The 25,966-nt window shown below is 70.8% G+C and carries 21 protein-coding genes; 5 read left to right on the forward strand and 16 right to left on the reverse strand.

The annotated features are described in order from the left end of the window. Positions 1-67: 67 nt before the first annotated feature. The 6 genes from OG883_RS21040 to OG883_RS21065 form a co-directional block, all read right to left on the reverse strand. The gene (locus tag OG883_RS21040; RefSeq protein ID WP_266543144.1) at positions 68-496 is read right to left on the reverse strand and encodes a hypothetical protein; all 429 of its coding nucleotides are present in this window, start codon (positions 494-496) and stop codon (positions 68-70) included. Between the two features lie 46 nt (positions 497-542). Further along, positions 543-1,853: an SWIM zinc finger family protein gene (locus tag OG883_RS21045; RefSeq protein ID WP_266543146.1), complete on the reverse strand. Its 1,311-nt coding sequence runs from the start codon at positions 1,851-1,853 to the stop codon at positions 543-545. Then, entirely contained in the window at positions 1,850-4,624 is a 2,775-nt protein-coding gene (locus OG883_RS21050) for a DEAD/DEAH box helicase (RefSeq protein WP_266549272.1), read from the reverse strand. The genes OG883_RS21045 and OG883_RS21050 overlap by 4 nt, the downstream gene beginning before the upstream one ends. 448 nt (positions 4,625-5,072) lie before the next feature. Beyond that, on the reverse strand, positions 5,073-5,990 hold the full coding sequence (locus OG883_RS21055) for a slipin family protein (protein ID WP_266543147.1): 918 nt from the start codon (positions 5,988-5,990) through the stop codon (positions 5,073-5,075). A 254-nt stretch (positions 5,991-6,244) separates the two neighbouring features. Continuing rightward, entirely contained in the window at positions 6,245-6,721 is a 477-nt protein-coding gene (locus OG883_RS21060) for a DoxX family protein (protein ID WP_266543149.1), read from the reverse strand. A 114-nt stretch (positions 6,722-6,835) separates the two neighbouring features. Then, entirely contained in the window at positions 6,836-7,753 is a 918-nt protein-coding gene (locus OG883_RS21065) for an acyltransferase domain-containing protein (protein WP_266543150.1), read from the reverse strand. Between the two features lie 94 nt (positions 7,754-7,847). On the opposite strand from OG883_RS21065, the gene OG883_RS21070 reads away from it, so the two are divergent. Then, positions 7,848-8,123: a DUF6343 family protein gene (locus OG883_RS21070; protein ID WP_266543152.1), complete on the forward strand. Its 276-nt coding sequence runs from the start codon at positions 7,848-7,850 to the stop codon at positions 8,121-8,123. Here OG883_RS21070 and OG883_RS21075 read toward each other — a convergent pair. The 5 genes from OG883_RS21075 to rpsA form a co-directional block, all read right to left on the reverse strand. Next, positions 8,117-8,743 (reverse strand): hypothetical protein, encoded by a 627-nt coding sequence (locus OG883_RS21075; RefSeq protein ID WP_266543155.1) that lies wholly within the window; start codon positions 8,741-8,743, stop codon positions 8,117-8,119. The two genes, OG883_RS21070 and OG883_RS21075, sit on opposite strands and share 7 nt — an antisense overlap. A gap of 78 nt (positions 8,744-8,821) precedes the next feature. Continuing rightward, on the reverse strand, positions 8,822-9,190 hold the full coding sequence (locus tag OG883_RS21080; RefSeq protein ID WP_266543157.1) for a tetratricopeptide repeat protein: 369 nt from the start codon (positions 9,188-9,190) through the stop codon (positions 8,822-8,824). Positions 9,191-9,528: 338 nt separating this feature from the next. Next, positions 9,529-10,143 (reverse strand): dephospho-CoA kinase, encoded by a 615-nt coding sequence (coaE, locus tag OG883_RS21085; protein WP_266543158.1) that lies wholly within the window; start codon positions 10,141-10,143, stop codon positions 9,529-9,531. Positions 10,144-10,274: 131 nt separating this feature from the next. Further along, positions 10,275-11,213, reverse strand: a complete 939-nt coding sequence (locus tag OG883_RS21090) for a PAC2 family protein (protein ID WP_266543160.1) — start codon at positions 11,211-11,213, stop codon at positions 10,275-10,277. A gap of 267 nt (positions 11,214-11,480) precedes the next feature. Then, positions 11,481-12,989 (reverse strand): 30S ribosomal protein S1, encoded by a 1,509-nt coding sequence (gene rpsA, locus OG883_RS21095; RefSeq protein WP_266543162.1) that lies wholly within the window; start codon positions 12,987-12,989, stop codon positions 11,481-11,483. Positions 12,990-13,344: 355 nt separating this feature from the next. Between rpsA and OG883_RS21100 the strand changes: the two genes are divergently transcribed. Together OG883_RS21100 and hrpB are read left to right on the forward strand one after the other, a co-directional pair. Then, positions 13,345-14,157 carry a class I SAM-dependent methyltransferase gene (locus tag OG883_RS21100; protein WP_266543164.1) on the forward strand — a complete coding sequence of 271 codons (813 nt, stop codon included), beginning with the start codon at positions 13,345-13,347 and terminating at the stop codon, positions 14,155-14,157. Between the two features lie 104 nt (positions 14,158-14,261). Then, a complete protein-coding gene (gene hrpB, locus OG883_RS21105) occupies positions 14,262-16,871 on the forward strand; it encodes an ATP-dependent helicase HrpB (RefSeq protein WP_266543166.1) in 2,610 nt (869 codons plus the stop codon). A gap of 18 nt (positions 16,872-16,889) precedes the next feature. Here hrpB and OG883_RS21110 read toward each other — a convergent pair whose 3' ends face one another. The 3 genes from OG883_RS21110 to OG883_RS21120 are packed head-to-tail and all read right to left on the reverse strand — an operon-like array spanning position 16,890 to position 18,713. Next, positions 16,890-17,522 (reverse strand): hypothetical protein, encoded by a 633-nt coding sequence (locus OG883_RS21110; protein ID WP_266543168.1) that lies wholly within the window; start codon positions 17,520-17,522, stop codon positions 16,890-16,892. A 51-nt stretch (positions 17,523-17,573) separates the two neighbouring features. After that, positions 17,574-18,563: a DUF3068 domain-containing protein gene (locus OG883_RS21115; RefSeq protein WP_266543170.1), complete on the reverse strand. Its 990-nt coding sequence runs from the start codon at positions 18,561-18,563 to the stop codon at positions 17,574-17,576. 12 nt (positions 18,564-18,575) lie between these two features. Next, positions 18,576-18,713 (reverse strand): SPW_0924 family protein, encoded by a 138-nt coding sequence (locus OG883_RS21120; RefSeq protein ID WP_266543171.1) that lies wholly within the window; start codon positions 18,711-18,713, stop codon positions 18,576-18,578. Between the two features lie 427 nt (positions 18,714-19,140). On the opposite strand from OG883_RS21120, the gene OG883_RS21125 reads away from it, so the two are divergent. Continuing rightward, the gene (locus OG883_RS21125; protein ID WP_266539015.1) at positions 19,141-20,337 is read left to right on the forward strand and encodes an IS110 family transposase; all 1,197 of its coding nucleotides are present in this window, start codon (positions 19,141-19,143) and stop codon (positions 20,335-20,337) included. A gap of 8 nt (positions 20,338-20,345) precedes the next feature. On the opposite strand, the gene OG883_RS21130 is transcribed toward OG883_RS21125, so the two are convergent. Continuing rightward, positions 20,346-22,049 carry a lytic transglycosylase domain-containing protein gene (locus OG883_RS21130; protein WP_266543172.1) on the reverse strand — a complete coding sequence of 568 codons (1,704 nt, stop codon included), beginning with the start codon at positions 22,047-22,049 and terminating at the stop codon, positions 20,346-20,348. Positions 22,050-22,249: 200 nt separating this feature from the next. Here OG883_RS21130 and OG883_RS21135 point away from each other — a divergent pair, with 200 nt between their 5' ends. Next, the gene (locus OG883_RS21135; RefSeq protein WP_266543174.1) at positions 22,250-23,107 is read left to right on the forward strand and encodes a DUF4184 family protein; all 858 of its coding nucleotides are present in this window, start codon (positions 22,250-22,252) and stop codon (positions 23,105-23,107) included. A 128-nt stretch (positions 23,108-23,235) separates the two neighbouring features. Here the strand turns inward: OG883_RS21135 and polA are convergent, their stop codons facing one another. Continuing rightward, a complete protein-coding gene (gene polA / locus OG883_RS21140; RefSeq protein ID WP_266543176.1) occupies positions 23,236-25,944 on the reverse strand; it encodes a DNA polymerase I in 2,709 nt (902 codons plus the stop codon). Positions 25,945-25,966: the final 22 nt, after the last annotated feature.

The raw sequence follows: 25,966 nt of genomic DNA on the forward strand, positions 1-25,966 counted from the left end.
CACAGGGACGGGGCGACGCTACGGGGCGGGGGAGCTGCGGGGCACCGCAGCTGCGACGCTGCGGAACTCAGCCGCCCTGACCGCCGATATGAATGTTCCCGACCGTGCCGGTCTGGATCACCGGGCCGTGCTGCATGCCGCCGCTGATCGTGTTGTGTACCTCCACGGCCTGCTGGACGGGGAGCGTCGGCGCCAGTTCCTCGAGCAGAGCGCGCAGTTCGGCGGCGGCCTGCGGGTCCGCCTGGAGCGTGCGGCGCATGCGGGAGCGCCACTCCGCCTGGATGTCGGCGGCGGTCTCCTCGTCCGCGGACCGCTGGGCGTCGACCAGGTCCGCACGGGCGGCGTCCAGGTCCGCGCCGACGGCTTCGGGGTCCGCCGCGCCGCGGGAGAAGAAGGCCACGACCTGGCCCCTCGCAGAGGTCCAGGTGTCCGTGACTATCTGCTGGACGAGCGCGGCCGCTCCCGTTGTCGCCAGTGCCACCAACTCGGCTTCCATGAAGCCCCCTTCGGCGGGTGCGGGTGTGTACGGAAAGCCTAGTCGGTCATCTGCCCAGCAGTGCGGTGAGCGCGCCCACCGGGTCGGCGTCCGGAGTGCCCCGCGGCCACCAGTCCTCGCGGTCCGGATCCGATTCATAGCCGTACCAGAGACCGTCGCGGCCGAAGCGGAGTTGGAGGGAGCGGGTGGAGAGATGGTTGCGCCAGGGGCGGAAGTGGGGGAAGTCGGCGGCGATCAGGGCCGGGCGAGCCCGGTCGAAGGGACCGGCCGGCGGGTCCCAGGGCTCTTCCAGCACGGCAAGGGCCTCGAGGCCGCCCTGGCGCCATGCGGCCACCGCGCGGGCGAGGTCGGTAGGGGTGTGGTCCGTGGCGGCGGCCAGGTCGCGGTAGAGGGCGCGGGTGGAGGCGGTCAGGCCGGAGCCGGGGTGGGCGGCGGCCAGGCGGACCGCGTCCTGCCATGCCGTCAGCTCTGCGATGGGGTCGGTGCCGGTGACCAGGAGGGTGTGGGCGCGGGTGGCCGCCTCGGTGGCGAGGAGGTCCAGGGCGAGCGAAGCGAGATGGGGGTACCCCCGGCCGGAGGCTGGGGGAGGGTACGGGGCGCCGGACAGATGGGGGTAGGCAGGGGGGCGGCCCGTGTGTGTGGGCACCGGGAACGGTGGCGGGAGAGCTGGGAGCGTGCGCGGGGCGAGGGCCTCGTGCGCCGGGACCGTGGGCACGGGGGTGGCGGTCGCGGCGCCGGCGCGCTCGGCCGCCGACCGGGTCGCGTTGCGGTGGGAGAGGTCGGCGAGGATTTCGCGTTCGCCGCGGCCGCGCATCAGGAACAGTACGAACGGGTCCTCGTCCAGGAGCCTGGCCGTCTGGTAGCAGAGCGCGGCCGCATGCTTGCAGGGGTAACCGTCGTCCGGGCAGGAGCAGTCGGGGATCAGGTCGCCCGCAGCGGGCAGAAGGTCCGCCACGGCCGCCAGCGCGTGCGGCACGTCCTTGTCCAGCAGGGCCGCGATGTGGTCGGGGCGGGCCGCCGCAGCGGCCAGGAAGTCGTCCCAGTCGTCGTCGCCGAGGGTACGAAGGCGGATCTCCGTGCGGTACGGGCGCGGCCTGCTTCCATGGACGTACGCCATGACCCGGCCGGGTGTCACCGTGATCGCGTCGACATGGCCGCGGCCCGCATACGCGCGGCCCCGGGTGAGGCGCGCCCGGTCGAGGGCGGTGTCCTCCAGCGCCTCCACCCAGGCATTGCCCCACCAGCTGGACGCGAACTCCTCGCCCGTGGGGCCCGTGAGGGGGTCCAGGGCGGGGAACGTACGGCGGCGGTCGTCGTGCCGGGAGTCGACGTGGCGGGAAGGGGTGCGCGGGGTCATGAAGGCCTCCGCAGGGAGACGAGGTCGGCCAGCTCACGGTCGGTCAGTTCGGTCAGGGCCGCCTCTCCGGAGCCCAGGACCGCTTCCGCCAGCGCCCGCTTGGACGCGAGCATTTCGGCGATACGGTCCTCGACCGTGCCCTCCGCGATCAGCCGGTGGACCTGGACCGGCTGGGTCTGGCCGATGCGGTACGCCCGGTCCGTCGCCTGTTCTTCGACCGCCGGGTTCCACCAGCGGTCGAAGTGGACGACATGGCCCGCCCTGGTCAGGTTCAGTCCGGTGCCGGCCGCCTTGAGGGAGAGGATGAAGACCGGAGTCTCGCCGGACTGGAAGCGGTCCACCATCCGCTCGCGCTCCGCCACCGGCGTTCCCCCGTGCAGGAGTTGGGACGGGACCGCCCGGGACGCGAGGTGTGCCGACAGCAGCCGGGCCATGGAGACGTACTGGGTGAAGATCAGGACCGAGCCGTCCTCGGAGAGGATCGTCTCCAGCAGCTCGTCGAGGAGGGCCAGCTTGCCGGAGCGGCCGGCCAGCCGGGCCGTGTCTTCCTTGAGGTACTGGGCAGGGTGGTTGCAGATCTGCTTGAGGGCGGTCAGCAGCTTCATCACCAGGCCGCGGCGTGCGATGCCCTCCGCCCCCTCGATCGCCGCCATCGTCTCCCGCACGACCGCTTCGTAGAGCGACGCCTGCTCGCGGGTGAGCGCGACGGGATGGTCGGATTCCGTCTTCGGCGGCAGCTCGGGCACGATGCCCGGATCGGACTTCTTGCGGCGCAGGAGGAACGGGCGGACCAGCCGGGACAGCCGCTCGACCGCATCGTCGTCCTCCCCGTTCTCCACCAGGCGCGCATGCCGGGAGCGGAAGGCCTTCAACGGCCCGAGCAAGCCGGGGGTCGTCCAGTCCAGCAGCGCCCACAGCTCGGAGAGGTTGTTCTCGACGGGAGTGCCGGTCAGTGCGACGCGGGCGGGTGTCGGGATGGTGCGCAGGGCCTTGGCCGTCGCGGAGAAGGGGTTCTTGACGTGCTGCGCCTCGTCGGCGACGACCATGCCCCAGGTGTGCGCGGCCAGTCGGTCCGCGCTCGTACGCATCGTCCCGTATGTGGTCAGGACGAAGCCGCCGTCGAGCTCGGGCAGGGTCCGGTCGGCGCCGTGGAAGCGGCGCACCGGCACTCCGGGCGCGAAGCGGGTGATCTCCCGCTGCCAGTTACCGAGCAGGGAGGCAGGGCAGACGACCAGGGTCGGGGCCGTACGCGCACGGTGGAGGTGGAGAGCGATCACGGTGACCGTCTTGCCGAGGCCCATGTCGTCCGCGAGGCAGCCGCCGAGTCCGAGCGAGGTCATCAGATCCAGCCAGGCAAGCCCCCGCAGCTGGTAGTCGCGCAGCGTGGCGGTCAGGCCCGCCGGGGGAGCGACGGGAGCGGAGACCGCGGTGAGCCGGTCGCGCAGCGTGGCAAGCGCGCCCGTCGGCACCGCCTCCACCGTCTCGCCGTCCACCGAAGCGGTGCCGGTCAGCGCCACCGCCAGCGCGTCGACCGGTTCCAGCAGCCCCAGTTCCCGCTTGCGCGCCTTCCGTACGAGAGCGGGGTCGAGGACCACCCACTGGTCCCGCAGCCGCACGATCGGCCGGTGCGACTCGGCGAGCGCGTCCATCTCCCGCTCGGTCAGCGGGTCCCCGTCCAGCGCCAACTGCCAGTTGAATTTAAGGAGTTCCTCGCTGTCGAAGAACGGGGTGCCGTCCGTCGCCGAGCCGGGCGCGGACCGTACGACCGCACCGGCCGTGAGCGTACGCGCGAGCTCTTTGGGCCAGTGCACGGCCACCCCGGCCGCGTCCAGCCGCGCGGCTCCCGGCCCCAGCAGTTCGTACAGCTCGTCCTCGGTGAGCGGCAGCACATCGGGCACGTCCTGTTCCAGCAGCCGGGCGAGCGGCGGCCAGACGCGGGCGGCGCGGCGCAGCGCCAGCACCGCGTCGATACGGGCGCGCGGGCCGAACTGCTCGTCGCCGTCGCCCGCCCACAGCCGGGCGGCGTCGAGAACGAGCGTCGGATCGGCGAGGCTGTGCACCTGGACGAGGGCCGCGCCGGCATTGCGCGCCGCGCCGTCCTCCTCCGCGATGTCGAAGAGCTCGAACGCGGACAGGTCGAGCCGCAGCGAGACTCGCACCCCGGCGTCCATGCCGGCCGCGGCCTCCGCCGCCCACTCCCTCGCTCCGGGCAGATGCTGGGCGGCAAGAGCGGCGAACGGCGCCCCCGCGGCGTACGCGGCGGCGGGCGTACGCGGCAGAGTGTCGGCCACCGCGTCGAAGAACGACCGCACCAGCGCCTCGGGATCGGGCAGCTGCAGCGCACCCGGCGCGGCGACCGGGACGGCATGCGCCTCCGAGGGCATGGCGGCGGCGATCGCCCGCAGCTGGGCGATGTCGTCCGCGTCGAGCGGGCCCGCCCGCCAGGCGTCATGATCGGTCGCGGTCAGGCCGGGCAGCAGCCTGCCCCGCGCCACCAGATGGAGGGCGTGCAGCGCGGCCGCGCCCCAGCATGCCGCGGCGGGGTGCGCCGCCGCGTGCAGACGGGCCCGGGTCAGCAGCGGTACGGCCTCGGCGACCGGCAGCAGCATGGCGGGGACCGTACGGCTGCGGACGTCCGCCCCCTGGCGCTGTACGACGGTGAGCTCGCCGCCCGCGTCCGCGAGCCGGTCGCCGTCCGGGTCCCAGAAGGCGACCCGCCCCTCGCGCGGCAGCGCGGCGGGAACGAAGACCGCGGCACAGGTGTGCAGCATCTGCCGCAGGTGCGGCATGTCCGAGGTCAAGGTCACCGGGGTCTCCTCCCTTCCGCCGGTCCCGTACCGGCGCACCGGCATACCGCCGGCGCACCGAAGTACTGGATCTACGACCTTACGGGTGGGGTCTGACAATGGACTCCGACAGCCGTTCCCGACGCCCTGGAGCACGTCCTCGGCCCAGGTTGTCCGCCGGCCGGGGCCCGGCCGGCGCGAGGGGGGACGCGGTCGCGTACTCGATGCCGAAGCAGGCCGCCACCCCCGGGCCGGTGAGAGGGCCGCGGACCGCGCCGTGGCGGGTCGGTGGACACCGGTTCCCTCTGCGTCACGTGGCATCACGGCATCACGTGGCAGACACTTTCGACCGGGGACGGCAGGCACCGCCTTCGGTAGCGCCCGATATCTCCTGCCCCCTGCCGGACCCGCACTCCGAATGTCCGCAGGCGCCCTACGCGGCGGGGGGCACCGCGGGCGGCAACGGCGGCACAGCCTGCGGCGACGGCGGTACGGCCTGCGGCGACGACGGCTGCACCGGCGATTCTGCTTTCGACTCCGCCGGGGACTCCACAGCCGGCGGCGACCCGGAATCCGCCTGCGGCTGCGCCGGCTGCTGGGCGCGTTCCAGGAAGCGCAGCAGCTCCACCGGGAACGGCAGCACCAGCGTGGAGTTCTTCTCCGCCGCCACGGCCACGACGGTCTGGAGCAGCCGGAGCTGGAGCGCCGCGGGTTGTTCCGCCATCACGCCGGCCGCTTGGGCCAGCTTCTTCGAGGCCTGAAGCTCTGCATCGGCGTTGATGACCCGGGCCCGCCGCTCACGGTCGGCCTCGGCCTGCCGCGCCATCGAGCGCTTCATGGCCTCGGGCAGCGACACGTCCTTGATCTCCACCCGGTCGATCTGCACACCCCACCCGATCGACGGGCTGTCGATCATCAACTCCAGCCCCTGGTTGAGCTTTTCCCGATTGGACAGCAGATCGTCGAGATCACTCTTGCCGATGATCGACCTCAGCGACGTCTGCGCCATCTGCGAGACCGCGAACCGATAGTCCTCCACCTGCACCACAGCATCGGCGGGGACCACGACCTTGAAGTAGATGACCGCGTCCACCCTGACCGTGACGTTGTCCCGGGTGATGCCGTCCTGCGCAGGCACCGGCATCGTCACGATCTGCATATTGACCTTGTGCAGCCTGTCGACGACCGGAACGATCATGGTGAAGCCGGGCTGGCGGATCTCCTCACGCAGCCGTCCCAGCCGGAAGACCACACCCCGCTCGTACTGCTTGACCACCCTGGCACCCGCCAGTACGTACACCGCACAGCCGGACGCGACCGCTATTCCCGCCGTCACCAGCTCCTCGACCATCAGGGCACCCCCTACTGTCCGAGCTACTGTCCGAGCCAGATACTCCTTACCACGGTATGCCCGGTATGCCCCGTCGGTCGAGCCCCCGACCGAGCGCACGAACTCAGACACCGGTTTCGCCCGGTCGACCGTCCCCCGCACGCCGCCGCGATCCCTGGCCGGTCGCTGCGGAACGGAGGAAGGCCGCACCCTGATGGCGGTTTCCAGGGTGCGGCCTTTTCCTTAGCCGAGTACGGGCGGGGGGCTGCTGTTTGCTAGAAGCGCTTGCGCACGAGGGCGATCAGCTCGGCCGTGTGATTGCGCCGTACCCAGGCGATCCCGCCGAAGGCGACGAAGAGAATGACGGGCGTGATCGCGTACTGGCCGTCGAACACGGTGATCTGAGTGATGAAGGCACCGGTCATCAGGCCCATGAAGGCAAGCGCCGAAAGGCCCGAGAGGAGAGGGATCACCAGCGCGATCGCGCCGGCCAGCTCCAGGCCGCCTGTGAGGTACATGAACCAGTCGCCGAACCCGATCTTGTCGAAGGACTCCGCCGCCGAGGAGTGGCCGACGAGCTTCGGGCCGGCGCTCGGGATCGCCATGAACACCGCGAGCACGATCTGGAGCGTACGCACCGCGAGGTGCGAGCGGCGGCTCAGCTTCGTGTCGAAACCGTTCGTGTCGGGAGCGGTCGCGGCGATGGGGGCGATGGGGGCGGTGGTGGCGATGGGGGCGGTCGATGCGGACATCGGGCTCTCCTCGGGTCAGCGTTCCGTGGGGCTTTCAAAGAGGTAGACGGGGAGGCTGCCCGGGACTCATCGCTCCCCCGCGCACCGATTCGCACAGCCCCCGATCTCAACCCCCTAGATCTCGAACCAGCCGTGCCCGCCGTACCAGTGGCGGCCCGCCCGCAGATGGTCGCCGATGGCGCGCTCCAGGGTGGTGCGGCGCGGCAGCCCTTCCGCCGGCAGCTCCGGATCGCCGAACACGAACCCGACCGGACCTCCGTCGCGGACCTGCCTCTCCTCGTACGCGGTCCGGAAGCGGTTCTGGAAGCGGACGATGTTCGAGTCCTTCGGCAGATACGCGGCGACCTGCGGATCGAGCAGCCAGGAGTGGCACGTGGCCACCCGGTACCTCTCCTCCGGGAAGTGCCGCGCGAAGAACTCCCGGGCCCGCGCGAGGGACCGCTCGCACGCCGCGGGTGCGAGCGACCCGAGGAAATCCGGGATGTGCAGATTCAGGCACGGGTCCTCGGGCCCGAGCGGCAGCCCGGCCGCCCGCACGGCTTCCCCCATCCGGCTGCCGAGCCGGGCACGCTCGAACTGCAGCCGCCCCAACTGATAGATCTCGCCCCGGAAGTGCAGCCCGATCCAGCCCGGGATCAACAGCCCGCCCGTCCCCCTCCGCCGCCGGTGAACGGCCATATTGCGCCCGAGGTCGGCGAGCGTACGCCGCGACACGTCGTCCGGTACGGAACGCTCCCGGTGGTACGCCCGCACATACGGGAGTGCCGCCACGAACACATACACCGGGAAGTAGCGGCCGACCGCCCCGGATTCCCCGGACATCCAGGACAGTTTTCCTGCCCTGTCGACCTGCCCCATGTTCCGGACGAGCGCCCGTACGTCCGCGTCCAGCTGTCGGCGCAGCCCCGGGTCCGAGGTCATCCGGTACCGCAGCGCGAGGAGTTCATTGATGTCCTCGTGCGGTACGGCCAGATCCAGCAGTATCTCGCCCAGGTCGTCCGCTTCCGGCAGCTCCACCACCACGCGTGTCACCCAAGGACTCCTCTCCGTCTCCGGAATCACCGTGCCCCTCCCCAGCAGAAATGACACGGCGCGGGTGCATCCTGGAGGAGGAGACGTGATTGCCATGCGCACTGGGAGTGAGCCGATCACCGCACGCAGTCCCCTGCGGCTGCGGTTCTGGCTGAGCGTATGGGGCCTGATCTGGGCCGCCGCGGGCACGGCGGCCTTCGCACTCGCCGCCCGCCCGGGCTGGGCGGCCGTGTGCGGGGCCCTGCTCCTGATCGTCACGGTCGACCTGGCCATGGTTCTGCACCACATCCACCAGGGCCCGCACTACCAGCCGGGCCGCGACATCCCGCCGTACGAACCGGATCACGGCGGAACCGGGCGCGGTCAGTAGATGTGGACGTTGGCCCCGCACAGCCCGAGGCCGGCCTCCGCAGCCTGTCGCCAGCAGCGCAGCGGGCCGTCCAGGACAGGCTCCTCGTCCTTGAGACAGTCGAGCCAGACCTGCTCCTGGGCCGCGGCCCGCTCCTGCGGGGTGAAGGTGAGGGCCTCCTCCACCGCCGGCAGAGTGCGCCTCACCTCCTCCGAGGTGAGCAGGAAGTCTCCGCACCACCCCGGCAGGAGGGCGGCCCGACGGGGACCTATCGCATGGAACAGCGCGCTGAGGGCGTAGTCCTTGCTGAAGACGGCGAAGTACGGCGGCACGCCCTCGTCGTGCGCCTCCCATATGTCGGAGAGGTGGAAGTCGCAGTCGTCACAGCAGTGCAGTTCATTCAACGGGATCGCCGAGGTCAGCCGCAGAAAGGCGCGGACGTCCTCGCTCCGCGCACTCCCGTACGGCAACTCGCCCCAACTCCGGTGGTTGGGCAGCGGGTCGGCGCACCATGCCTGCCAGGCACACTGTGTCTCCGGCAACTCCCGCTGCCGCTCGATCAGCGGCCGGACCCGAGGCGCCAGGCCCGCGATGACATCGTCGTCGTGCGCCGTGATAGCCCACGCGGAGGTGATCCCCATGGCAGTGTCCTTTCCCCGTCTCCACCGTGGATCCACGACGTTACGGGGTGGGTCCGACAACGGGGCGAACAGCCTTTGTCAGGCCTCCGAGTCGAACCTCGCGGCCTTCACATACTCGGGCTTGGGGTCCAGTGCCGCGGCCAGCCGGAAGTGACGCTTCGCCTGTTCCGGACGGCCGGCCCGCTCATAGGTGCGGGCAAGTGCGAAGTGGGCAAAGGCGTTGTCCGGCTCGCGTTCCAGGACCAGCTCGAACTCGAGCTCGGCCGGGCGCAGTTGGGCCGCGGCGAAGAAGGCGCGGGCACGCAGCAGGCGGGCCGCCGTGTTTTCCGGGTGTGCCGCTATCACCGAGTCCAGCAGCTTCACGGCGCCGCGCGGATCCCTCGCGGCCAGCAACTGCTCGGCCGCGCGGTAGTCGATGACGTGGGTCTCCGGGTTCCTCTTGGGCACGCTCGCATCCTTCCCCTCGCTGCACGGTTCCAACACCGGCTCCGGGAGCGCTATTCCGGCCGGCGGTTCGTCCGAAAGATCAGTCGGCCCCGGAGTGGATCTCCGCGCATGCCCTACGGAGGTCCAGGGGGTGTCGCCTGGATCAGGTGGATCAGTGAGCGGAGTGTGGCGAGGGGGGGCACCTCCCGTGCCCGCAGGGCTACGGAGGGGAAGCGCGCAGGGGAGGATGGGCCCCGCCGAAGGCAGGGGGAGAGCCCACGTGGAGCGTCGGCGACTGACGAATACGCCGCGAGGTGCCGTGCAGGACACGCGAGCCCTGCACGATCCGGAAGACACCTCTAGGAGGGGCCGGACTCCGCGGCCGCCCGCTGCGTCAGCTCCGCCCAGACCTTGCGGACCTGGGGCTCCAGATGCTCCAGCAGCCCGTCGTTGTCGATGACCAGATCGGCGATGGCCCGCCGCTGCTCACGTGTGGCTTGCGCACCCATGCGCGCCCGCGCTTCGGACTCGGCCATTCCGCGCAGCCGTACCAGCCGGTCCAGCTGGGTCTCGGGCGACGCGTCCACCACGACCACCAGGTCGTACAGCCCGGCCAGGCTGTTCTCGGTGAGCAGTGGCACGTCATGGATCACGACCGAGTCCGGCCCGGCTGCGCCTTCCAGCTCCATGGAGCGCGCTCCGACCAGCGGATGAACGATCTTGTTGAGCACTGCCAGGCGGTCGGGATCGGCGAAGACGATCGAGCCGAGCTTCGGCCGGTCCAGGGTGCCGTCGGCGGCCAGGATCTCGGGGCCGAAGGCGTCGACAACGGCGGCGAGCCCCGGCGTTCCGGGCTCGACGACCTCGCGAGCGATCTTGTCGGCATCGATCAGGACCGCGCCGTACGACACGAACAGACGGGACACTTCGCTCTTGCCGGCTCCGATTCCGCCGGTCAGGCCCACCTTCAGCATGACCCGCAGCCTACGCGAGCGCCCTGGGGATGTGTCTTTCGGATCCCTGCCGGGCCCGGGTGCCCTGGGGCGTCTGGGAGAAGTTCCGCCGCCCGCCCTGCGGGCGGACGGCGCTTCTTCCACAACACGCCCTAGTTGTCACCCTCCCGCTCCGCGAGGAAGCGTTCGAATTCGCGGCCGATCTCGTCGGCGGACGGCAGGTCCACCGGCTCCGCGACCAGACTTCCCCTGGTCTCGGCGCCCGCCATCGCGTCGTACTGGTGCTCGAGCCCCTGCACCAGCGTCACCAACTCCTCGTCGCCCTCGCCGATCTGCCGCTCGATCTCGGTCTGGGTGCGATGCGCCTCGGTCCGCAGCGAGTGTGCGACGGCCGGCAGGACCAGGCCCGTGGCCGCCGTGATCGCCTCGAGTGCGGTCAGGGCGGCGTCCGGGTAGGAGGAGCGGGCGACGTAGTGCGGCACGTGCGCGGCGACGCCGAGGACGTCGTGGCCCGACTCCATCAGGCGGTACTCGACGAGCGACTCGGCGCTGCCCGGCACCTGCGCCTCGTCGAAGGGGCTGCGGTGGCCCGGCATGAGGTCCGTGCGGTTGCCGTGCGGGGTGAGGCCGACGGGACGAGTGTGCGGGACGCCCATCGGAATGCCGTGGAAGTTGACCGCGAGCCGCACTCCGAGCCGCTCGATGATCTGCCGCACCGCTACGGCGAAACGCTCCCACTCCACATCCGGCTCGGGTCCCGACAGCAGCAGGAACGGCGCACCCGTGGCGTCCTGCACCAGCCGGACGTCGAGCGTCGGGGTCTCGTAGCCGCTCCAGCGGTCACGGCGGAAGGTCAGCAGCGGGCGGCGGGCCCGGTAGTCCACGAGTCTGTCGTGGTCGAAGCGGGCCACCACTTGGTGGGGAAGCGTCTCGAGCAGGTTGTCGACGATCTGCTCACCGGTCTCACCTGCGTCGATGTATCCGTCGAAGTGGTACAGCATGACCAGGCCGGCCGATTCCTGCGCGAGCGCCATGTCGACGACCGCGAGGCCCTTCGGCTCCCATTCGTACAAACCCTGCGGATCAAGCACGATTACCGCTCCTCCTCGTGTTCGTAGAGAAGAACGCCTGGTGGCACACAGGCATTCCCGCCGACGCTCGGTGAACAGCTCGGACGGGACGCCCACTTCAGCGGCGGCGGCCCAGCTCACCCCTCTTGGTCCACACCTTCGGCATGCCCACTCCCCTCCTCCCCTGCTGACGGCGAGGCAGCGCAACGGCACGCCCTACGCAAGTAAGGCCCGCTCCCCAGAGGGAGCGGGCCTTACTTTCAGCTAGTTACCAGCTGGGGCAGAGCGTCAGCTCTGGCCGCCGGCCAGCTTCTCGCGCAGGGCAGCCAGGGCCTCGTCCGACGCCAGGGCGCCGGAGTTGTCGTCCGACTCCGAGGAGTACGAACCACCCGAGACACCCGCACCGGTGCTGCCACCGGCGGCCGGGGCGGCAACGCCCTCGGCAGCAGCGGCCTCGTCGGCCTCGCGGGACTTGATGACCTGAGCCTGGTGCTGCTCGAAGCGCTGCTGCGCCTCGGCGTACTGGCCCTCCCACGCCTCGCGCTGGGTCTCGAAGCCCTCGAGCCAGTCGTTGGTCTCGGGGTCGAAGCCCTCGGGGTAGATGTAGTTCCCCTGGTCGTCGTACGACGCGGCCATGCCGTACAGCGTCGGGTCGAACTCGACCGAGGCCGGGTCGGCACCGAAGGACTCGTTGGCCTGCTTCAGCGAGAGGCTGATGCGACGACGCTCGAGGTCGATGTCGATGACCTTGACGAAGATCTCGTCGTTGACCTGGACGACCTGCTCCGGGATCTCCACGTGGCGCTCGGCCAGCTCGGAGATGTGGACCAGGCCCTCGATGCCCTCGTCGACGCGCACGAACGCACCGAACGGAACGAGCTTGGTGACCTTACCGGGAACAACCTGCCCGATCTGGTGCGTGCGGGCGAACTGCTGCCACGGGTCTTCCTGCGTCGCCTTGAGCGACAGGGAGACACGCTCGCGGTCCATGTCGACGTCGAGGACCTCGACGGTGACTTCCTGGCCGACCTCGACAACCTCGGAGGGGTGGTCGATGTGCTTCCAGGAGAGCTCGGAGACGTGGACGAGACCGTCGACGCCACCCAGGTCCACGAAGGCACCGAAGTTGACGATCGAGGAGACGACGCCGGAGCGGACCTGACCCTTCTGCAGGGTGGTGAGGAACGTCTGGCGAACCTCGGACTGGGTCTGCTCGAGCCAGGCGCGGCGGGACAGGACCACGTTGTTGCGGTTCTTGTCCAGCTCGATGATCTTCGCCTCGAGCTCCTTGCCCACGTAGGGCTGGAGGTCGCGGACACGGCGCATCTCGACGAGAGATGCCGGCAGGAAGCCACGGAGGCCGATGTCGAGGATGAGACCACCCTTGACCACCTCGATGACGGTGCCGGTGACGATGCCGTCCTCTTCCTTGATCTTCTCGATGGTGCCCCAGGCACGCTCGTACTGAGCGCGCTTCTTCGAGAGGATCAGGCGGCCTTCCTTGTCCTCCTTCTGGAGGACCAGGGCCTCGATCTCGTCGCCGACCTTGACGACCTCGTTCGGGTCGACGTCGTGCTTGATCGAGAGCTCGCGGCTCGGGATGACACCTTCGGTCTTGTAACCGATGTCGAGCAGGACCTCGTCCCGGTCGACCTTCACGATGACGCCGTCGACGATGTCGCCGTCGTTGAAGTACTTGATCGTCTCGTCGATCGCGGCGAGGAAGGCTTCCTCGTTACCGATGTCGTTGACCGCTACCTGCGGAGTGGTGGCGGTGGTCTCGGTGCTGCTCGTCATGTGGGAAAGGGCTCCGGTACGGACAGTGAGTCGTAGGTACTGCTACGCCGAGAACCCGTATCGCAGCTGCAGAAGACCGGACAGCCTAGGAAGCACCTGCCCAGTGTGGACCCGGGGGCGCCTCGTGAACCGAGGGGACATACATACAGATGCGAGCGCGACCTGCTCTGTCTGAGGCGCGCAGGCCCGCAGCGCAACTTGTAGCATACGGGGGCAGCCGGACAGGGTCAATGCGCGAAGGCGCACACCCGGGGCGGAACGCTCCATACCCGGCACAACTAATGTTTGCCGAGGCCAGGATGGCCGCCTCCGGCCGCCATCGGCGCGCTGAACGCAAACTACAACGACGGTGACGATGAGCCAAGATTTCGAACCGGAAGCCACTCGCCGTGACGCCGGCGATCCGGAGAGCAGCCGGGCAAGCCGCGGCTGGTGGGACCGGAACGCCGACGAGTACCAGACCGATCATGGCCAGTTCCTCGGCGACGACCGTTTCGTATGGGGGCCGGAGGGCCTCGACGAGGCGGAGGCCGGACTGCTGGGGCCGGCCGGATCTCTGAAGGGGCTCGACGTCCTGGAGATCGGCGCGGGCGCGGCGCAGTGCGCGCGCTGGCTGGCCGCACAGGGTGCGCGCCCGGTGGCCCTGGACCTCTCCCACCGGCAGCTGCAGCACGCGCTGCGGATCGGCGACGGTGCCGGCCGCGTACCGCTGGTGGAGGCGGACGCGGGGGCGCTGCCGTTCCTCGACGGCTCCTTCGATCTCGCGTGCTCGGCGTACGGGGCGGTGCCCTTCGTCGCGGACCCGGTGAAGGTGTTCCGGGAGGTACGGCGGGTGCTGCGGCCCGGTGGGCGGTGGGTCTTCTCCGTCACGCACCCGATTCGCTGGGCGTTCCCCGACGAGCCGGGGCCCGAGGGGCTCTCGGTGGCCGCCTCGTACTTCGACCGCACTCCTTACGTCGAGCAGGACGAGCGGGGGCAGGCGGTCTACGTCGAACACCACAGGACGCTCGGCGACCGCGTACGGGACGTGGTGGCGGGGGGCTTCCGGCTGGTGGACCTGGTCGAGCCGGAGTGGCCGGCCTGGAACAGCCAGGAGTGGGGAGGCTGGTCCCCGCTGCGCGGCGGTCTGATCCCGGGCACGGCGATCTTCGTCTGCGAACGGGACTGAGCGCCGGAAGCACCGGGGCCCGGGGCACGCATCACACACGTTCCGCCGTCGCGGCCGTCGTCGGCGATGGTCGTCCGGGCAGCGTCTCTTGGGAGACTGGGGCGGTGATCCGCGAAGATGTCCTCGGCAGCCTGCCCGTTCATACGGCCGTGCCCGCGCTGACGCGTGCGCTCGACACGCACGGGTGCGCGGTGCTGTGCGCGCCGCCCGGGACCGGCAAGACCACCCTCGTACCGCTGGTCCTCGCGGGCCTGGTGGGCGGCGGGCCCGCACGGCGCGTGGTGGTGGCCGAGCCCCGGCGGATCGCGGCGCGGGCCGCGGCCCGTCGGATGGCGTGGCTGCTCGGCGAGAAGGCCGGGGGCAGGGTCGGCTTCACCGTACGCGGGGAACGCGTGGTCGGGCGCGGGACGGTGGTGGAGGTGGTGACCACCGGTGTGCTGCTTCAGCGGCTGCAGCGCGACCAGGAACTGTCCGGGGTCGATGTGGTGATTCTCGACGAGTGCCACGAGCGGCATCTGGACGCGGACACGGTGGCCGCCTTTCTGCTGGATGTACGGGCCGCGCTGCGGCCGGAGCTGCGGCTGGTGGCGGCCTCGGCGACCACCGACGCGCAGGGCTGGGCACGGCTTCTCGGAGATGCGCCGGTGGTGGAGGCGGCGGGCGTCGCGCATCCCGTGGAGGTGGTGTGGGCCCCGCCCGCGAGGCCGGTGCGGCCGCCGCACGGGATGCGGGTCGACCCGGCGCTGCTGACGCATGTGGCCTCGGTGGTGCGCCGGGCGCTGGCCGAGCGCGCGGGTGACGTGCTGTGTTTCCTGCCCGGGGTCGGCGAGATCGGCCGGGTGGCGGGCCAGTTGGGGGACGTGGGCACGGAAGTCCTCCAGGTCCACGGACGGGCGCCGGCGGCGGTGCAGGACGCGGTACTGGCGGGCTCCTCGGGAGTACGGCGGGTGGTGCTGGCCACGTCGGTCGCGGAGTCGAGCCTGACGGTGCCGGGCGTGCGGGTCGTCGTGGACGCGGGCCTCGCACGCGAGCCGCGCACCGATCACGCGCGCGGCCTGAGCGCGCTGACCACGGTGCGGGCCTCGCAGGCGGCGGCGCGCCAGCGGGCCGGGCGGGCGGGCCGTGAGGCGCCCGGCGCGGTGTACCGCTGCTGGGCCGAGGCGGAGGACAGCCGGCTGCCGCGGTTCCCCTCCCCCGAGATCAAGGTCGCGGACCTGGCGGCGTTCGCACTTCAGGCGGCGTGCTGGGGCGACCCGGCCGCCTCGGGCCTGGCACTCCTCGATGCGCCCCCGGCGGGCGCGCTGGCCGCGGCACGCTCGGTGCTGACGGCGATCGGCGCGGTGGACGCGACAGGCCGGGCCACCGAACGGGGCGTACGGATGTCAAGGCTGGGCCTGCACCCCCGGCTGGCGCGGGCGCTGCTCGACGGCGCGCGGGAGGTGGGTGCGCGCCGGGCGGCCGAGGTGGTGGCCCTGCTCAGCGAGGAGCCGCCGCGGGAGTACGGCGACGACCTTGCCGCTGCCTGGCGCACGGCCCGGCGGGGCGGTGACGGGTATGCGGCGCGCTGGAGGACGGAGGCGGGCCGCCTGGAGTCGCAGCTGTCCGCTGCTCCCCGTCCCCCTTCCCGGTCGCAGCTGTCCGCTGCTCCCCGTCCCGCTTCCCGTCACCGGGACTCCGCCCCGGCACCCGCGCCTCGAACGCCGGCGAGGCCGGAGTTTCCCCGGGCCTCCGGACAGGAGCGCGCCGGCGACGACACCGTCGCCGGGCTCGTCACCGCTCTCGCGTTTCCCGAGCGGGTGGCAAGGGCCCGTGGCGAAGGGGCCTTCCTCATGGCCTCGGGGACCGGGGCCGAACTGACCGGTGGGTCGGGGCTCCGGAGTGCGCAGTGGCTCGCCGTCGCCGTGGCCGACCGGCCCGCGCAGGCGGCCTCCGCGCGGGTGCGGCTCGCCGCCGTCGTCGACGAGGAGACCGCGCGCGCCGCCGCCGCGCATCTGCTCGTCGCCGGCGAGGAGGTCCACTGGGAGGACGGCGATGTCGTCGCCCGCCGCGTGGAGCGGCTGGGGGCCGTCGAGCTCTCCGTACGTGTGCTGAAGGACCCGGACGCCGCTCTCGTACGGGACGCCCTGCTGGAGGGGCTCCGGCGCGAGGGGCTCGGACTGCTGCGCTGGACCCGTGAGGCGGAGGGGCTGCGTGAGCGGCTCGCGTTCCTGCACCGGGCGGTGGGCGCGCCCTGGCCCGACGTGTCGGACGCCGCACTGCTGGACCGTACCGAACAGTGGCTGGAGCCGGAGCTGTCCAGGGCCCGGCGGCGGTCCGACCTCGGGCGTATACAGGCCGGTCAGGCCCTGCAACGTCTGTTGCCCTGGGCGACGGGCGACGCGGCCCGGCTGGACCAGCTGGCGCCGGAGCGGATCGAGGTGCCGAGCGGATCGCGGGTCCGGGTGGAGTACGGCGGCGAGCAGCCCGTACTGGCGGTGAAGCTCCAGGAGTTGTTCGGTCTGCGCGAGACGCCCACGGTCTCGGGGGTGCCGGTGCTGGTGCATCTGCTCTCGCCCGCCGGGCGGCCCGCCGCGGTCACGGCCGACCTTGCGTCCTTCTGGAAGGACGGGTACCGGTCCGTACGGGCGGAGTTGCGCGGCCGGTACCCCAGGCACCCCTGGCCGGAGGACCCTTCGACGGCCGAGCCCACCCGCCGCACGAACACCCGCCGCTGAGCCACGCCCGCCGGAGCGTCAGGCTTCCAGCAGCCTCCAGAAGTCGGTGGCCTCGGGGAAGGGTTCGTCCTTGGGGTAGCGGCCGATCCACACCACCGCCTGCTCGAAGACGCTGAACGAGACGAAGTCGGAGCACTGGCCGACGATCAGGGCGTTGTCGCCGCACCGCCAGGCGGTGTAGTTCCACGGCGGGCAGCCCTCGTCGTCGTCCCGGATCCGCGCCGACACCTCCGGTTCGCCGCATTGCGCGGTGAAGAGCTCCGCGGCCGTGCGCCAGGTGGTGTCGAAGGCCGCCCGTCCCGCATCCTGGTCGAAGACCCAGCGGTCGTCCTCCGCGTAGAAGCGCCTGATCCAGGTGAGGTTGGTCTTGTACCCGTCCCGTTCATCGCGGACGTCGTGCTCGTCCTGCTCGTAGAGGTACGCGAACGACAGCAGGCAGGACACCTCGTCCTGACCCGGCGTGCCGAAGCACTCCGGGTGGACGGGGTGCCCGCCCGGCGTCATGTAGGCGTTCATCATCGAGCCGTCCGCCATCCAGCCGAAAGACTCGGCCGCGGCGGCGGTGACGGAACCGTCGGTCCAGGTCAGCCTCGCCAGTTCGGCCAGTTGGCCGGCGAGCGGGGCATCGAGCGGTCGCAGGAGAAGTGCCATGCCACCACCGTAGGGTCAGGCACTGACAGTCTCCGCCTCGCGACCGTAGGGTCACGCACTGACGGTCTCCGCCTCGCGCTCCGCGGCCGGCGCCCTGGGACGGCGGCCGCGTGCCTCCAGGACCAGGGCCAGAGCCAGCAGCCCGCCTCCGAGGGCCAGGAAACCCCACGGCAGGTAGGACGTCATCAACAGCACCAGCTGCCGCTGGGACGTGACCAGTTCGACGGTCGAGTCGACGTAGTCCGGCCGCATCTTCACATGCCCCGCGAACGCGGTGACCTTGTCCCGGCCGCCCAGCAGCGTGCCGCCGCGCAGCTCCTCCTTGTGGATCTCCTCGCCGTTGACCGGCGCGCCGGTGACGGGGTCGACCCAGAACATCCGCTTGGTCGTGTACCAGCGCGTGGTGCCGGTCTGCTTCTCCAGCGTGGTGGCGTCGACGCCGGGGATGGGCATCTTCTTCGGGTAGGGCACCTTGGTCCACGGGATGGTCTGCTCGAAGTAGTAGACCTCGAGCCCACGGAAGTTCTGTGTCCCCTTGTAGTGGATGGGCGCGGACGTACGGGCCTGGGCGTCGAAGTACTCGTACGCCCGCTTCTCGGTGAGGAACGGCCACTTGAACTCGATGCCCTCACGCCGGACCGGGTCGCCGTCGACCATCTCCCCGGTCGCGTGCACCGGCGCCTGGCTGTGGGCGTCGAAGATGTAGCGCTCGGGGATCTGGGAGACCATCTTGCCGTCGGGGCCCTGGACGTAGGAGAGCGAGTCCCAGACGACGACGTCGCGGCCGGCACTGCGCTCGATCTTCTCGGACTCCTCCACATTGCCCTTGAGGGTCTGCACGATGGTGACCTTCTCGACCTCCTTCGCCTGCAGGGTGCCGTAGTCGAGGAGGGTCGCGGGCTTCGCCTCCAGCACCATCTCCTGGTACTGGCCGGGCGGGATCTTCGCGAGCCGCGGAAAGGCGTACCAGCGCAGCAGCGGTGACAGCGCGGTGAAGAAGACGGCGAGGGCAAGGAGTACGAGGCTCGCTCTACGGCGCATGCTCCGGCCCTCCTACTTCTTGGGGCCGGGGACGGTGGTCAGCAGCGGCTCGGGCGAGGTCTCGCCAGGAGGTGCGCCGATCGCCGTGATGGTGAGGACGAGTGCGAGGGCAGTGGCCAGCCCGATGGCGGCGGCGACGAGGGCGCGCATGCTCGGCCTCCCGGGAAGCTCGGATCCGATCGGGATCTGATACGGCGTCAGGGCTGGGGCACCGTAGCAATGGAGCCGCGAGATGAGAACAGGTGGAGATGAGAACACGTTGCACCGCCGGCACATGGCGCCGCCCCTCTGCCCGGTTGCGGCAGAGGGGCGGTGCGGGAGTAAGGAGAGCCGTGCGCCGGTCAGGCTGCTCTACCTTCTTGATCGGGTTGGTCCTCCCATTCGTAGGGTGAGGACACCCAGGGGTGTCGGGTGTGGCTATCAGGCTGCTGCCGACGGTGGCTTCCCTCGCTTCGCCGCCCGGCGCCCCACGACGACTCGGCCGCCGATTAGGAAGTGCGAACAAGTCGCTGAGTAGAGCAATGCCGGCGAGGTCGTCCGTGGTACGAACCGTACGAATACGCATGGCAGGAGCGCGATGAGCCGGATATGGGTGGGCATCGACAGCGGCAAGGGCCATCATCACGGCCTTGCGATGGACGCCGACAGCAAGACATTGCTCTCGCGGCGGGTCGCCAACGACGAGCCCGAGCTGCTGAAGCTGATCGGTGACGTCCTCGACCTGGCCGACGGCCGTCAGGTCACCTGGGCCATCGACATGACCGGGGGCGAGCCCGCGCTGCTGCTGGCCCTGCTGGTCAGCCACGGCCAGGAGGTCCTCTACATCCCCGGCCGCCTGGTCAACCGGGCCTCCGACGGCTACCGCGGTGAGGGCAAGACCGATGCCCGCGACGCCTACGTGATCGCCGACCAGGCCAGGATGCGCCGCGACCTGCGGCCCATCCGCCCCGGCGACGAAGCCGCCATCGAGCTCAAGCTGCTGACTGGACGCCGTGCCGACCTTGTCGAGGACCGCACCCGCGTGGTCAACCGCCTTCGCGGCACCCTGATGAGCATGTTCCCGGCCCTGGAACGGGCCCTGGACGTGACCAACGCCGGACCGCTCAAGCTGCTGACGGGCTACCAGACCCCGGCCGCGATCCGCCGCACCGGCACCTCGCGGCTGACCAAGTGGCTGGCCAACCGCAAGGTCCGTAACGCGAGGGCCCTGGCCGAGGCGGCGGTCGGGGCCGCCGAGCGCCAGCACACCTCGATCCCAGGGGAGAAGACCATCGCCAGGCTGGTCCACACCCTGGCCGAGGAGGTGATGACCCTCAACGAGCAGATCTCCGAGATGGACAAGCTCATCGAGGGCCGGTTTCGCGAGCACGAACTCGCCGACATAGTCCAAAGTGTTCCGGGCATCGGCACCGTGCTCGGTGCGGAGTTCCTCGCCGCCATCGGCGGCAGCCTCGACGAGTTCGACTCCCCGGACGCCCTGGCGGCCTTCGCCGGTGTCGCTCCCGCGCCGCGTGACTCGGGCAAGGTCAGCGGCAATCTCCACCGGCCCATGGCATACCACCGGCGATTGCAGCGGGTGTTCTACACCTCCGCGCTGGTCAGCATCCGATGCGATCCCAACTCCCGGAAGTTCTACGACCGCAAACGCGCCGAGGGGAAGAAACACGTCCAGGCCGTGCTCGCCCTCGCCCGCCGACGCGTCAACGTCCTATGGGCCCTGATCCGCGACCGACGGTGCTACCAGGTCGCACCCCCAGTGACACCGGCTGCTTGACAACAACATTAGGAAGCGGGGGCGGCGACCTTGAGCTCGATGGTGACGGTGGCGCCGCCCTCGGTGGTGAGGCGGAGCAGGAAGGTGCCCTCCGCGTCGTCCGCGAAGATCTTCGGGAGCTTCAGGACTCCGTCGGCGTCGGTCTTCAACCCGGTGAGCGTGCGGACCGGCTTGCCCTCGGCATCCTTGAAGTACGGACCCTTGTCGTTCGTGTCCGGCTTCTCGGGCGAGGTGATCATGGTCGCGGTGACTGCCACGCCGGGGGCGACGGCGTCCTTGTAGGTGGCCTTCACCTCGACGTCGTCCGCGAACTCGGCGCCCGGGGCGGCGGTGAGGGCCTTGTCGCCGGTCCTCGCGACCGCGTCGGCCGCACGGGCGGTGACGGTGGCGGCGAAGTCGACGGGGAGCAGCTTGCGGCTCGTCACCGTGGCCCGGACCGTGAAGCGGCCGGTCTTCTCGCCCGCCTGCAGGGCAGGCGCCTCGACTGTGCCGTCGGCACCGGTGGCCAGGATGACGCTCGTCTTCCCGCCGGTGAAGCGGGCATCCGTGTCGCCGACGATCTCGAACCGTACGAGCTGCTTCGGGACGGACTTGCCTGCGGCGTTCTTCACCCGGACCGTGGCCCGCTCCGTGAACGGGCGGCCGGCCATGGCCGCCAGTTCCCCGGTCCCCGCGTCCTCGATGCGGGTGACGGGAGACGGGGCCGGCGTCGGTACAGGTGTGGGCTTCGTCGGGGGCGGCGTTCCGCCAGGGCCGTCACCGGGCTCGGACGGGCCGGGGGTCGGCTTCGAGCCGGGGCTGCCGGAGCCGCCGGGCGTGGGTTCCGGCTTCGGCTTCGGCTTCGGCGTGGGCGTGGGAATGGGCGTCGGCGTGGGCGTGGGGCGCGAGCTGTCGGGTCCGTTGCCGACCGGCAGCACGCCGGAGCCGTCCGGGACCTCGTGGGTGCCGCGCTTGTAGTAGTCGAACCAGGACAGAACCGTACGCAGATACTCCTGCGAGTGGTTGTAGCCGAGGATGGCGCGGTCGAGGTCGCCCTTGACCGCCAGGTCCCGGCCGTCGGCGCAGAGATAGAGGCCGGCGGCGAGCGCGGCGTCGTGGATGTTGTTGGGGTCCTTGCGTCCGTCCTCGTTGGCGTCCTGGCCCCACCGGGCCCAGGTCGACGGGATGAACTGCATCGGGCCGACCGCACGGTCGTGCGTCGAGTCGCCGTCGTAGGCACCCTTGTCGGTGTCCGAGATGTTCGCGAAGCCGACACCGTTGAGGACGGGTCCCAGGATCGGCGAGAGCGTGGTGCCGTTGGCGTCGACGCGGCCGCCGCGCGCCTGCCCGGACTCCACCTTGCCGATCGCCGCGAGCAGTTGCCACGGCACATGGCAGCCGGGGTCGGTACCCGCGATCGACTGCTGGGCCTGCTTGTACGCCGCGAGGACGGTAGCTGGAATGCCCGCTTCCGTCGTCCCGGTCGCGGGGAGGTCTATGGACGCGCCCGGTTTGTCGGGCGTGTGCAGCGGCGGAAGGTCCGTGTAGTACGGGGAGTTGCCGGTGACCGGAGTGCCGGGCGGTGGAGTTGCATCGGCCGCTTCCCGGCTGTCGCCCGAGGTGGCGGGCAGAACACCGGGAGCCTGTGAGGCGGAGAGTGCCGCCACGGCGGCCGCGGCCACCGTGGCCGTGGTCGCTCCCCTGCGCAGTCGGCGGCCGAATTGCGCTGCCATATGTCCGTGCCCTCCCCGTCGGCGACTGTTCGCGCTCCCCAGCGCGGACTCACGTGACCCTACGGCAACTCGGGGCGCCGGGACACCGGTTCTTGACCGGTTTTCACCAGTTCGCCACGTCCCGGATGCCCGGCTTCCGTGCTTCGAACATCGCGCATACTGGGCGTCATTGATGAATTCCGGTTACAGGGAGCACGTCCATGCCGTTCACGCTGAGTCATGCCGCGGCAGTGCTGCCCGGCCTCCGGAGGGACGGTTCCGCGCGCGGTCCGCTGCTCGCCTCCGCACTCGTGATGGGCTCCTTCGCGCCCGATATGACGTACTTCGCGGCCAGCGTGATTCCCGGTGCCATGGAGTTCGGAGATGTCACCCACGCCGTTCCGGGCCTTCTCACCGTCGATGTGGCGATCACGGCGGCGCTGGTGGCGGTGTGGCTGGTGGTACGCGAGCCACTGGTCGCCCTGTTGCCGCGCCGCCGGCAGGGCCGCGTCCTCGGGGCCGTACGGGGGCAGGCGCCGGAAGGAACCCTGGGCCGGTGGCTCGCCCTTCGCTTCTACGTCTCGGCGGTCCTCGGCGCGAGTACCCATATCGTGTGGGATGCCTTCACCCATCACGACCGGTGGGGCACCAGGATGCTGCCGGTGCTCAGTGAGACCGCGGCGGGTCTGCCGGTGTACTCGTATGCGCAGTACGGCAGTTCGGCACTCGCCCTCGCGGCTCTGGTGTGGTTCGTGGTCTCCGCGCTGCGGCGGCATCCGGCGGTCGCGGCGCCCGTGTCCGTACCGGTGCTCGACCGGCGCGGGCGCTGGCTCGCCGGGGCCCTGCTGGGGGCGTGCATGCTGATCGGCGTGGCCCATCGGTGTGCGCGCTGGTACGCGTACACCGGGCGGGTGGACTCGCCCCTCGACATCATCCCGACCGCGTGCTTCGGTGCGGGAGCGGGGCTCGCGGCCGGACTGGTGCTGTACGGGGCGGGGATGCGACTGCGGGGACGTACTCGCACTACTCGTACGCCCCCGCAGCAACCGCTCGAACGCCCCCGTGAGACGTCCCGCTGACCTGTGACGGCAACCCGCGTCCGGTGACCCGCGGTCGGCTGTTCCGCGACAGGTGACCTGCGTTCGGTGACCTGCGCGAGTCAGCCGCGCCAGTGAGCCGCCTCGGTGAGCTGAATCGGTGAGCTGAATCAGTGAGCCGCGGACTCCCAGTCCGCCCCCACGCCCACCGAGACGTCCAGCGGCGCGCGCAGGGACACGGCCGACGACATCTCGCGGCGGACCAGCTCCTCCACCTGCTTGCGCTCTCCCGGGGACAGCTCCAGAACGATTTCGTCGTGCACCTGGAGGAGCAGCCGGGAGGACAGCTTCGCTTCCCGCAGCGCCCGCTCGACGTTCAGCATGGCGACCTTGACGATGTCCGCCGCGGTGCCCTGGATGGGGGCGTTGAGCGCCATCCGCTCGGCCGCCTCGCGGCGCTGACGGTTGTCGCTGTTCAGGTCGGGCAGATAGCGGCGGCGACCCAGCATCGTCTGGGTGTAGCCGGTGGCCCGCGCCTCCACGACGACGCGCTGCAGATAGTCGCGTACGCCGCCGAACCGCTCGAAGTAGGTGTCCATCAGGCCGCGCGCCTCGGCGGGCTCGATGTTCAGCTGCTGGGAGAGGCCGAACGCCGAGAGGCCGTAGGCCAGTCCGTACGACATCGCCTTGATCTTGCGGCGCATCTCGGCGTCGACGGCGGACTTGTCCACGCTGAACACCTGGGAGGCGACGGTGGTGTGCAGATCCTCGCCTGAGGCGAACGCCTCCAGCAGGCCCTCGTCCTCCGACAGATGGGCCATCACGCGCAGTTCGATCTGACTGTAGTCGGCGGTCATCAGTGACTCGAAGCCCTCGCCGACGACGAAGCCACGGCGGATCGCCCGGCCCTCGTCGGTGCGCACCGGTACGTTCTGCAGGTTCGGGTCGGTGGAGGAGAGCCGGCCGGTCGCCGCCACGATCTGGCTGAAGCTGGTGTGGATACGGCCGTCCGACGCGATCGTCTTGACCAGGCCCTCGACGGTGACCCGCAGCTTCGCCTGCTCACGGTGGCGCAGCATGAGGACCGGCAGTTCGTGCTCGGTCTGCGCGGCCAGCCAGGCCAGCGCGTCCGCGTCGGTGGTGTAACCGGTCTTGGTCTTCTTCGTCTTGGGGAGGTTCAGCTCGCCGAAGAGGACTTCCTGGAGCTGCTTGGGCGAGCCGAGGTTGAACTCGTGGCCGACCGAGGCGTGCGCCTCCTTCACGGCCTGCTGAACGGCGCCCGCGAACTGCTGCTCCATGGCCTCCAGATGGGGGCGGTCGGCTGCGATGCCGTTCCGCTCCATGCGGGCGAGCAGCTCGGAGGTGGGCAGTTCGACGTCGTGCAGCAGATCGACGGCGCCGACCTCCTTCAGCCGCTCGGTGAAGGCTTCACCGAGGTCGAGGACCGCGCGGGCCTGGGCCATCAGGGCGTCGGCCTCGGCCTGCTCGTCCGCGCCGAAGGCGAGCTGGCCATCGGCCGCGGCCGGGGCGAGCTCACGGCCCAGATACTCCACGGAGAGCGCATCCAGCGCAAAGGAGCGGCGCCCCGGCTTGACCAGGTAGGCGGCGAGCGCGGTGTCCATGGTGACGCCTGCGACGCTCCAGCCGTGCTCGGGGAAGACCCGCATCGCGGCCTTGGCGTTGTGCATGATCTTCGGCCGGCCGGCGTCGGCGATCCAGGCGGCGAAGGCCTGCTCGTCGGCCTCGTTCAGCTGGGTGGTGTCGAACCAGGCCGCCGGTCCGGCGGCGGCTGCGAGCGCGACCTCGGTGACGCTGCCGGTGCCGAGCGCCCAGGTGTCGACGGTGGCCACACCGAGCGGCTGCGCGCCGTGCTGCTCCAGCCAGGGTGCGAGCTCGCCGGTGGACACGACCGCGCCGTCCAGCTCCACGCCGGGGGCGGGCGCCGGGGCCTCGTCCTCCACGGCGCCGGGGTCGACGGCGAGGAGCCGCTCACGCAGGCTCGGGTTACGGATCTCCAGGACCTCCAGGAACCCCTTCAGCGCGGTCCTGTCGTACGGTGCGCGCTCCAGGTCCGCGACTGCCTTGGGCAGCTCCACGTCCCGCACCAGCTCGGTGAGGTGGCGGTTGAGCTTGACGGACTCCAGGTGGTCGCGGAGGGCCTGCCCGACCTTGCCCTTGACCTCGTCGGCGCGCTCCACCAGCTCCGCGAACGAACCGAACTGGGTGATCCACTTCGTGGCGGTCTTCTCACCGACACCGGGGATGCCCGGCAGGTTGTCCGACGGATCGCCGCGCAGGGCGGCGAAGTCGGGGTACTGCTGGGGGGTCAGCCCGTACTTCTCCTCGACCTTCGCCGGGGTGAAGCGGGTCAGCTCGGAGACGCCCTTGGTGGGGTAGAGCACGGTGGTGTGCTCGCTGACCAGCTGGAAGGAGTCCCGGTCACCAGTGACGATCAGCACATCGAAGCCGGCGGCCTCGGCCTGGGTGGCGAGGGTCGCGATGACGTCGTCCGCCTCGAAACCGTCCACCGCGAACCGCACGGCGTTCATGGTGTCCAGCAGCTCGCCGATCAGCTCGACCTGACCCTTGAACTCGTCCGGGGTCTTGGAGCGGTTCGCCTTGTACTCGGGGAAGTCCTGCGAGCGCCACGTCTTGCGGGAGACGTCGAAGGCCACCGCGAAATGCGTGGGCGACTCGTCGCGCAGCGTGTTCGCCAGCATCGACGCGAAGCCGTAGATGGCGTTGGTCGGCTGACCGGACGCGGTCGTGAAATTCTCCGCGGGCAGCGCGAAGAACGCCCGGTACGCCAGGGAATGCCCGTCCATGAGGAGCAGGCGCGGTCGGTTGTCTGCGGTCTTCTTCGATGCCGTCTCAGCCACGTCCACGATCCTGCCACGTACC

It is taken from the genome of Streptomyces sp. NBC_01142 (assembly GCF_026341125.1).
Lineage (GTDB): Bacteria > Actinomycetota > Actinomycetes > Streptomycetales > Streptomycetaceae > Streptomyces.

Excerpts from the sequence above, each read along its gene's own strand:
- OG883_RS21040 (WP_266543144.1), bottom strand. The coding sequence starts at position 496 with ATGGAAGCCGAGTTGGTGGCACTGGCGACAACGGGAGCGGCCGCGCTC.
- OG883_RS21045 (WP_266543146.1), bottom strand. The coding sequence starts at position 1,853 with ATGACCCCGCGCACCCCTTCCCGCCACGTCGACTCCCGGCACGACGAC.
- OG883_RS21050 (WP_266549272.1), bottom strand. The coding sequence starts at position 4,624 with ATGCTGCACACCTGTGCCGCGGTCTTCGTTCCCGCCGCGCTGCCGCGC.
- OG883_RS21055 (WP_266543147.1), bottom strand. The coding sequence starts at position 5,990 with ATGGTCGAGGAGCTGGTGACGGCGGGAATAGCGGTCGCGTCCGGCTGT.
- OG883_RS21060 (WP_266543149.1), bottom strand. The coding sequence starts at position 6,721 with ATGTCCGCATCGACCGCCCCCATCGCCACCACCGCCCCCATCGCCCCC.
- OG883_RS21070 (WP_266543152.1), top strand. The coding sequence starts at position 7,848 with ATGCGCACTGGGAGTGAGCCGATCACCGCACGCAGTCCCCTGCGGCTG.
- OG883_RS21075 (WP_266543155.1), bottom strand. The coding sequence starts at position 8,743 with ATGGGGATCACCTCCGCGTGGGCTATCACGGCGCACGACGACGATGTC.
- coaE (WP_266543158.1), bottom strand. The coding sequence starts at position 10,143 with ATGCTGAAGGTGGGCCTGACCGGCGGAATCGGAGCCGGCAAGAGCGAA.
- rpsA (WP_266543162.1), bottom strand. The coding sequence starts at position 12,989 with ATGACGAGCAGCACCGAGACCACCGCCACCACTCCGCAGGTAGCGGTC.
- OG883_RS21100 (WP_266543164.1), top strand. The coding sequence starts at position 13,345 with ATGAGCCAAGATTTCGAACCGGAAGCCACTCGCCGTGACGCCGGCGAT.
- OG883_RS21110 (WP_266543168.1), bottom strand. The coding sequence starts at position 17,522 with ATGGCACTTCTCCTGCGACCGCTCGATGCCCCGCTCGCCGGCCAACTG.
- OG883_RS21115 (WP_266543170.1), bottom strand. The coding sequence starts at position 18,563 with ATGCGCCGTAGAGCGAGCCTCGTACTCCTTGCCCTCGCCGTCTTCTTC.
- OG883_RS21120 (WP_266543171.1), bottom strand. The coding sequence starts at position 18,713 with ATGCGCGCCCTCGTCGCCGCCGCCATCGGGCTGGCCACTGCCCTCGCA.
- OG883_RS21125 (WP_266539015.1), top strand. The coding sequence starts at position 19,141 with ATGAGCCGGATATGGGTGGGCATCGACAGCGGCAAGGGCCATCATCAC.
- OG883_RS21130 (WP_266543172.1), bottom strand. The coding sequence starts at position 22,049 with ATGGCAGCGCAATTCGGCCGCCGACTGCGCAGGGGAGCGACCACGGCC.
- OG883_RS21135 (WP_266543174.1), top strand. The coding sequence starts at position 22,250 with ATGCCGTTCACGCTGAGTCATGCCGCGGCAGTGCTGCCCGGCCTCCGG.